This window comes from Parabacteroides sp. Marseille-P3160, assembly GCF_900162725.1.
GTDB lineage: Bacteria > Bacteroidota > Bacteroidia > Bacteroidales > Tannerellaceae > Marseille-P3160.
In genome coordinates, this window is sequence record NZ_LT799418.1 from 799,172 (window position 1) to 808,263 (window position 9,092).

At 39.7% G+C, this 9,092-nt stretch carries 6 protein-coding genes; all 6 read right to left on the minus strand.

What is annotated here, in order from left to right; translation table 11 throughout:
- Position 1: 1 nt before the first annotated feature.
- A complete protein-coding gene (locus BQ8014_RS03290; protein WP_255376296.1) occupies positions 2 to 2,218 on the minus strand; it encodes a GH92 family glycosyl hydrolase in 2,217 nt (738 codons plus the stop codon).
- Positions 2,215 to 3,507, minus strand: a complete 1,293-nt coding sequence (locus BQ8014_RS03295) for a glucosidase family protein (protein ID WP_080905784.1) — start codon at positions 3,505 to 3,507, stop codon at positions 2,215 to 2,217. Before BQ8014_RS03295 ends, BQ8014_RS03290 begins: the two co-directional genes overlap by 4 nt.
- A 13-nt stretch (positions 3,508 to 3,520) precedes the next feature.
- A complete protein-coding gene (locus BQ8014_RS03300; RefSeq protein WP_369808779.1) occupies positions 3,521 to 5,335 on the minus strand; it encodes a hypothetical protein in 1,815 nt (604 codons plus the stop codon).
- 405 nt (positions 5,336 to 5,740) lie between these two features.
- Positions 5,741 to 6,916, minus strand: a complete 1,176-nt coding sequence (locus BQ8014_RS03305; protein ID WP_080903119.1) for a hypothetical protein — start codon at positions 6,914 to 6,916, stop codon at positions 5,741 to 5,743.
- A gap of 368 nt (positions 6,917 to 7,284) precedes the next feature.
- Entirely contained in the window at positions 7,285 to 8,283 is a 999-nt protein-coding gene (locus BQ8014_RS03310; protein ID WP_080903120.1) for a LacI family DNA-binding transcriptional regulator, read from the minus strand.
- 273 nt (positions 8,284 to 8,556) lie between these two features.
- The coding region (locus BQ8014_RS03315; RefSeq protein WP_139785156.1) for an epoxyqueuosine reductase QueH at positions 8,557 to 9,092 on the minus strand (536 nt) is incomplete at its 5' end.

Sequence of the window (9,092 nt, forward strand, 5' to 3'; positions counted from 1 at the left end):
CTTATTTAGTTATCGATTTATAGTCGTTATAAGAAGGAGGAGCGTCTGTTTCTTTGCTACCCCATATTAAATCGGGTTTGTCACCCATCTGTAATTCCAATGCGCCTCCATTTGCCAGATCCTGATGGGTAAACCATGGTTTATTTAAATTTTTTCCGTTAAGACTGGCACTTTGTATGTACTTATTTTGATCTGAATTATTGGGTGCATGAATCATAAATTGCTTTCCGTTGGGAAGTTCAATTGTTATTTTGCTGAAAACCGGACTTCCGATATTATAAATAGGAATACCGGGTGTTACAGGGAAAAATCCCATCATCGAAAACACGACAAAAGAAGACATTCCCCCGCCGTCTTCATCACCGGGCATCCCGAACAGATTATCTGTAAACCAGGTGTCAAGCAGCATGCGAATACGTTTTTGTGTTTTCCATGGCGCGCCGAGATAATTGTATAAATAAGGAATATGTAAACCGGGTTCATTGCCCATGGCAAACTGTCCTACCAAACCTGATGCGTCTGGCTGTATGTACCAAAATCTGAACTTCGGCAGGCCGAGGTCTTCACGAAATAGTTGGTCGAGCTTTGCTTCGGCTTGCTTTTTTCCTCCCATGAGGTTAAATAATCCTTGCAAATCATGTTTAGCCGCCCAGTTAAATGTATATGCATTATTTTCGGTAAAGCATTCGCGTCCTGCAAAACGGGGATCATAAGGTTCGATCCACTCGCCGTTCTTATCTTTAGGCCAAACAAAACCTTTATCGACACGGAATACATTACGATAATTCAATGAACGGTTTAAAAACAGTTCGCGATCTTTTTTATAACCTGCAAAATCGGCCATCTGTGCGATACACCAGTCACTGTAACTGTTGTCGATCGTGACGGATACGCTTTGTCTTTTTTCCCAATCCGCATCCACTTCCTTTACGGTTTCTTCCTCGCCGGGCCACAAGCCGGGCATATAGCCTTTTTCATTATAAAAAGAGTCGAGAGAGGTTGCCGGCCCATTATTCCATGGCAAAAGTGTTGCTTCCAAAGAACCTTTTTTAATACCCTCATACGCCTTGTTAAAATCGAAATCACGCAACCCTTTCGCCCAGGCATCGGTCATCCAAATGGCGGCATTATTTCCCGTCATGGCAGGCCAATCTCCAAACACAACGGCAAATGACGGCATCCAACCTCCTTGTTCATACATGGTTATATAAGAACGAATCTGTTCTTGGGCTTTTTCCGGATTGAGAATCATAAATAAGGGTTCCAAGGCTCTATAGGTATCCCAGAGCCAATTGTCTACATAAAAAGGTTTGTCGGAACGATGAATTTTGTGGTCGAAAGCGCTGTAATACCGTCCGTATTCGTTGATGTCGACCATACGCTCGTAACAACGATACAATGAGGTATAAAATACACGCTTCTGAGCCTGGGTTCCTCCTTCCACCTTAATTTGGGACATGACTTTATCCCATGCTTTATACCCTGCTTTCTTCACGGCATCGAAATCCCATCCGGGTATCTCATTATATAAATTCTGTTTAGCTTGTTCAACACTGATATAAGATATCCCATATTTGAACCGGACGGTTTTCCATTTATCGCTTAATTGCAATAATACTTGTTGTTTGTTATTATTCCGGTACTGGACATCGGTAACCTCTGCATCCGTTTCAGCATAGAAATAGGCTTTCATTCCGTTAAAATGGTCAATGCCGGTAATGACCTTGTTATTTACCTGTACTTCTCCCTCCTGGTTATGAATGCCGATACGAAAGTAATTGAGTTGTTTTTCCGAGAAGGTTACCTGAAAGATAGCGCTTCTTTCGGATGCCGTGAATTCGATCCTATCATTTTTCATTTCTGAAATTGCCTGGTAATAATAGGGGGTGGTTTGTTCACTCTCAATGATAAAAGTTTTATCCCATAAACCGGTATGTCCGCTTACCGGAAGAAACCGGAAAACATTAGCGATCCGGTGCGATGCAACGTTCAGCGGAAAGTAACGGATTTGGTCATCTAATTGGTCTTTTTTCATCGGATAGCAACGCAACATGCAGTTAGGTAGTTGTACTGTGGGACGAGTAGGTTCCAGAATAAGGCCTACCCCGCCAATCGTAGGATCCACATATGATAAGTTGGATTGAGCAAAAGCTATAGGCGAAATAAAAAACAGGACTATTAAAATATAATTTCTAAACATAACATTTTCATTAATCATTGATTTAATTTATTTAGTCCTTCGATAGTTTTTATGGCAGACCATAACACTCCGGCCGTTCCCCGATATTCTCCCGATCCTTTAGGTATGCCGTCATGCGACCACCATTCATAAAAACCATTATACTCGATTGTCCGGTCAAGCATAGGAGATATAGCCTCATACGCTTCGGCATAAAAACCATTAACGGCAAGCTGTTTAACCATTCTTGCCCCGAACCATGTCCAATCGCCTCCATTCTGATAGCCGTAATTTCCACATTGATATAGGCCGGTATTTTTAAAATACCCGACAGGATAGAATGGATATATGGTTAAACCGATGGATTGAGCGTTTGCTTTTTGAACATTTCTTTTCATCTGCTGATATGAATTCAGGATTTCTTCCTTTGACAAGAATCCTGCCTCTATGGCAACTGCCGTTCCTCCGTGGTAATAAATTTCCAACTCATCAAATTCATCAGGAAAAGGCGATTTATCCAAATAAAGATGAGGAATGAATTTTTGACGTTCCTCGTCCCATAGATATGTCCTTGCTTTTTTTGTTATATTATTACAAGTTGCAGACCAAAATTCTTTATTGTGTGTTGTAACAGACATAAAATCTTTTATTGCAATGACAAACATCGCATTGTCATAAATATCCACACACAGATGCGAAGAACTGTCTAAAAAAACGCCCCATTCATGCTCGGGTTGTACATCTCCCCAATCGATTGTAGTAGCTCCCCACAGCAAACCATACTTATCGGAATAACGATGATTTAAAAGATAATACATTGCATTCTCCATACGTGATAACACGGATAAACCGTCAACCTGCTCCTGCAATATAACCGTGTCGCCAGTGGCTCTGATGTATTTTGCCACAGCTTGCACCAATGATGTTTCCTGATCGGTTTCAACCGTATTTTTGTGAGCCATAAAACCTGGAGCACTATCGGAATATCTGTACTTATAAGATTCGTGAGCTTTGTCTTTAGGTACATAACCATCTGGAATATCTCCGTCTTTTTCCTGAAAATGGAAAAAAGTCAATAGGACGTTTCTTATTTTTTGGGATTGTCCTGTTTCACACGCCAGTTCGAGGAAAGTATTAAGATCTCTAATCCAAATCTCATTATAATTTCCACCGGCATTAAATCCTGTCCTTATTAATTCTTCTGCTTTATTTACAACAGTTTCCAAACGTTTGTCGTCGGCTATTTGCTTCTTCAATTCCCTATTCCGGCTCCCAAAGAATAACATTAAAAAGACAGGGAAAAAAGTAATTAAAAAATATTTATTCATGACAAAAAATATATTAATGTAATGGAACATTTCCGCTTGCCGCATCCGGATTCTGTTTGAGCCAGATGCGATATAATTCAAAGAAAGTCGGGGCATCCAATAACTCTATATTCGGATTGAGTTTTCCGAGTTCCTCCATTATCTCTACATACCAACCGGGAGTTTTCAGGATATTGCGGAACCAATGAAACGGAATCGGACGTTCGGCAACCCTTTGCGCTATACGCTGCGCCCCCTCTTTCGGATTTTGCTGTATGTCTTCATCCGATCGCAAAACCGGCATATCACCATGTAGCAGAGTTAACGGTACTTTTTGCGGAACAATGCCATTCGGACTGAACGAGGCATAACAATCCAGTCCTTTTGAGGATAAACCCGGAGCATGCCCGTCAATAACAAAACCGGTTATACTTAACCCCCATTTATCGTAGTATTTCTTACAATGATTAGCCCATGCATCCAATCCTCCGGGCAATCCGGATATATCGCGCGGTTCTTGTAACATCCCCGGCATTAGATATCCGGCGCCATTATCGGCAGCGGCAAAATAATCGTTGGGCGTCGCCGTTTTACGGAAATTATGCAGAACCATAGGCGCCCGTTCCTGTAAGACAGGACTTATGCACCACATCAGGGGAAGTTTCCCTCTATCGGGGTGATCCCAAATTGTCGGCGTAAGTTGAGTTATCCATGACGAAGCATCATAATCCCCTACATAAAAGATCATAAATTCCCGATTTTTAAAATCTACTTTCCCATCTTCTGTCAGGTAACCGCGTTTCTTCAGTTCTTCATGAGTTACCCATTTCTGCGGATATTTTTTTTCAAGCGGGAAGTGTTGCCAAAATGAGGCATTAGCCAAAGCTCCATACCCTATGGCATCGGCATCCTTAAAAGCATTATATGCGCTGATGATGCGACTGAATTCCCATTCGGTAGCCACATCGTCATGCTGTCCACCTGCCCGTTGGGTATATTTGAAAGCCCAAGCCGGAAATCCTCCGATATAACAGAATTTCTCACCATTATTTAACCTGTACGCCTCCGAAAGGAATTCTTTAAGTGTAGATAAATCGTTTCCAATCATTTGAGAAGTGTCATCAGTAGCTGGTTCATCCCCCCATGGGGAAAGATCAAAGAAAAAAGCGCGTTTACTGACAAAGAAATCATGGTTAGTCAATGTATGGTGGTTCATTCCTGCCGCCATAGGATTATCGCGCCATTTTTGATCGATATAGTAAGCTCCATATCCTCCATTGCACCTTCCTTTTTTCATATATTTTTCAATAAACCAGATGTATGGATCATTTTTAATAGACCCTGTTGAATTTCTATTTGTTTCGGGAATATTCCCCTGACCTGTAAACATTGGAGAACCGTCTTTATTGATTAGCCATGCTTTTACTTTTAATTTGGGGCCTTTAGATACCAATCTGGTGTATAAACTATTAGGAGACGCATCATACCTAATTGCAATTAAATTTTCAATTCCGGCTACAGCCGAAGCCACATTACTGGTAGCCGCTATTCGGGAATCATAAACTACTGCTCCGTCTATATCATTTTTATAGGCTTCAACCAATGATATAATATCATTATAGACAATCGTATCTTTTCCGTGTAACCATTCTCCTGGTTTCCGATATTTATTCCACCAATAGCTATCAATCTCAATACCCGACTCAACAACATAATTTATATACAGTCGGGGGGCATTTCTATTTACAATTCCCTGGAGTGTGGATACTGCATGGATGTCGTCCCACAAAGACAATACCCGCAAACTATCTGTGAGATTGTATTTAAGCGTGTATTTTAGGTCATACATCCCAATAGCCTCAGAATTTTGTTTTTTGTATGAACCTATAAACAACAGCACAGTTATAACAAACAACGTTTTCTTGAATATTAAATGCAAACCATAACATTTGTGCTTATCTAAAATGAGAAATCTGAAGTTATTCATATCAATTAGGTTTATGTATCATGATTGTATTTAAATCATATCTGTAATTTGCAACGCAATGTCATAATTTTATTTTCTATCTCAAGAATTTACCATTGTAATCCAACCCATCGCAATTCAAGTATCTATTTAAAGAAGCAACCAAGATAACTTCATTACCAAAGGCATTGAGAGGCAGAAGCCGGATTAGAAAAACTGAAAATCTGAATTTAAAATTTGTCATTACTACATATTTTCGTTATAGGTTAATTAAAGAAAATAAAAAAATCAGGGTAATAAATTGAATGGATTTTCACTTTTATCCAAACACCCTACAGCCTGTATTACTGCATGTTCATTTAAAACAGTGATCGGTTTATCGGAGACATAATCCCTCATTCTGCATCCAAAAATTGAGATGGTCAGTTTCCGGTCTCCTTTCACCAGAAGAAAATCTTGGGATTTGTTTTCCGGAACGGTTGTCAGGGCAGGGTTGGCCCCGGAAAATGATTCAACATTACTTAGGGAAGTATGCCCTTGTCCTTCAATGATGATCGGATGAATGTTTTCAACAACTTCTCCACAATTAGCAATGATTGATCCTTGTGAAATTTGCCAGTTCCTGTTTTTGGTATTATTGCCTTTTTTATGAATTCCGACTGTCACACAATCGAAATTAAAATTTGTGAGTTGTCCGTATGTTTCGCCTTCCAATAAGATACCGCCATAAGTACCGAATGTAAACAGATCAATTAACTGAGCATTGTCCGTGTGATTGATTGCATAGGCAAAAGTTTTATTTGATACTACTGCGTCGACTATCTTTCGGCTATATTGTCCCCCGATAAAACGTTGACAAGCCGGATTGACGTGGCAATGCAAAATACGAGGAATATCGTAACAATAATCAATCTCAATAAATTTACCACTTAAAGGATATCCATAACAGTGCTCGAAGATCATCAACTCGCAATTATAATTCGGATCAGCACAAAAATCCATAGCCGTGTATTCACCATAAAAAGTCAGGCATGAAAGATATACACCTTGCGTGGAACTTGTTTTGGATACTTGGATAGTGGCAGGATAAGGAATTATTTTTTGGGGGTCTGTTATGGTTTGTTCTGAGTACCAAAATTGAATTCCTTTTATTTGGGTTCCGGTTTCTACCGTAATAAAAACATGGCTGGTGTCCGTTATTTGAAAAACACTGCCCACGGGTTGCTTTTTCACAGGGTGTCGCGTTCCCCGTGGTGTTGGTCCATGCACTCCGATCAACGATACATTCTTTTTTAATATGATACCGCCTTCCAAGTGATAGGGTTCATCTGAAGGTTCAACAAAAAGAGCTGTTCCGCTTGAAGAACTCCAATCAATTGCCTTTTGCAGGTTTTCTTTATTTATTTTCGGATTATTCTCCGGAAGCACGCCAAATTCCCGAATACTTCTGTAATTGGTTCCCATGCATGTGAAACTTAATAGGATAAAACACACAGGGAGAATAACATGGATGTTTAGTGGTATTTGTTTCATTATTTTTTAACTAAGGTTACAGACCTGTTTTTTATTTTTATTAGCAGCCTAAACAATGATTGTTCGGCTTTGAAAAGAAAAAGATAAATAAATTCCCATACTTTTTCCCAATACCGTTGAAGGTACAACCGTTAATCCAACGACAGTCGTTGCGCCTGCCCGGATAAATTTTTTTCTCGACATTTTTCTCGACATAATTCTCTGTTTATTTATTTAAACACCATTTGGCATTATTGTTTTTTTATGCTAAACCGGTTGACTTATTACTTAAAAAATTGGCTTTCATTATTAATAAAAATTCAGCTAAAATGTTTGATCTCTGCATCGAATACGTATTGTGTGATATCATTCGCTCCGTTAATCTGTTCCATGAGAATATCGACTGCCTTTTCTCCCATTTTTTTGATGGGTTGCTCAATGTAATTAATAGGGATATTAGCAATAGAAAAAGAATCGATTTTATCAAAACATACGACTTCCATCTCTTCGGGAATCTTGATACCTTCTTTATGCATATATTTTACGCCGGTAATGAATACTCTTCGAGAGCAAAAGAAGATAGCGTCAACCTTGTTAGGATTATTTTTCAGGTCGATTATGGCACGTTTTATCTCTTCTTCCTGATCCGCATAGTTGATGTTTTTTATCAGTGCAGGGTCTAACAGTTCATAACGGTTTAGTGCATCGATATAACCCTGCCTCCTTTCTGTCAATGCATTCAGATTGATATCATAACATACGGCTGCAATTCTCCTGTATCCCTTTTTGATCAGCAATTCAGTTACTTCCACAGATATTTTGTAATTATCCACGATAATGTAACTGCTTTTAATATCCGGGAAGTAACGGTCGATCTGCACCATTGGAAGATGTCTTTTCATGATTTTTTCGACAATTTTCTGTCCTCCGGCTACAGGTACAAATATAATACCGTCTATCTGTTTGTTCAATAATATGGTAACTGCATTATTAAATTCTTCTAAAGATTCGTTTGTGTTTGTTATGATCACCGTATAACCATATTTTTTTGCGCGTTCCTGTATATGAAATGTCAGATTTCCGAAAAATTCATTTGAGATATCGGTAACAATAACACCGATGGACATGGTCATGCCTAGACTAAGACTGCGGGCTATTTCATTTGGGTAATAGTTCATTTCATCTGCCGTCTGTTTGACTTTCAAACACATTTCCTCACTAACGCGACTACCTTTTGCCTTACCGCTTAATACAAGAGAAACAGTTCCTTTTGAAATGCCTAACTTGTCTGCAATGTCCTGCATGGATATCTTTTTCATTTTTTATTGGAGGTATATATTGGTCAACCGGTTAACTAAGCTAATATAAAAAATAGTCTTATGATTTAATTTTCGAAGATATATCAAATTATCTTAGAATACAAAATATAATCAAACCTTAACCTTTATTGATTTTCTTATTGATGGTATGAAGGGTGGTTCAAAGGGCTTTCAACCGTTGTGTCAATATCGGAATTGTAGCAAAGGCATATCAATTGTCAAAGGCCATGCAAAGATCTTTCAAAGGCCGGTGAAAGTTTGATTTCCACAAATCTAAAGGTTTTCCCTGGCATTGTCTATGACCTGCTGCAGGTCGACACCCTGCTGGATAGCGGCAAAGATGCAGCCGCAATAGCATTGGCGGTAAACGTCATACTCCTTGCAAAGCTCGATGGAACGTTTGTAGCCGTTGTTTTTCTTGAAATCGGAGGGAAGGTATTTCACGGCAAAGACCTCCTGTATCTCCAGGCCGAGCTCGTTGATCTTTTGGCTGTTCTTCATCGGGCTTAGGGTCAGGGCGCTGGCGAAGTAATCGAAGCCGAGTTCCTGCGCCTTCCGCGCGGCTTTGTCCAACCGCATCTGATAGCAAATGGCGCAACGCCGCCCCCCTTCGGGTGCATCTTTTTCCGCCATCGTGCGTTGGAAAAATTCTTGCGGACAGTACTCTTCTTCAAGGAATTGCACCTGGCTGCCGGTTTGGCGGTTGAAATCCTCGATAAATTGCTTCTGGACTTTGCTGCGGTAGAGATATTCTTCTTTCGGATGAATGTTCGGATTGGCAAAATAGATAGTGATATCGGCTTGGCGGG

Coding starts and splice junctions, on each gene's coding strand:
- BQ8014_RS03290 (WP_255376296.1), bottom strand. CDS start 2,218: ATGATTAATGAAAATGTTATGTTTAGAAATTATATTTTAATAGTCCTG.
- BQ8014_RS03295 (WP_080905784.1), bottom strand. CDS start 3,507: ATGAATAAATATTTTTTAATTACTTTTTTCCCTGTCTTTTTAATGTTA.
- BQ8014_RS03300 (WP_369808779.1), bottom strand. CDS start 5,335: ATGTATGACCTAAAATACACGCTTAAATACAATCTCACAGATAGTTTG.
- BQ8014_RS03305 (WP_080903119.1), bottom strand. CDS start 6,916: ATGGGAACCAATTACAGAAGTATTCGGGAATTTGGCGTGCTTCCGGAG.
- BQ8014_RS03310 (WP_080903120.1), bottom strand. CDS start 8,283: ATGAAAAAGATATCCATGCAGGACATTGCAGACAAGTTAGGCATTTCA.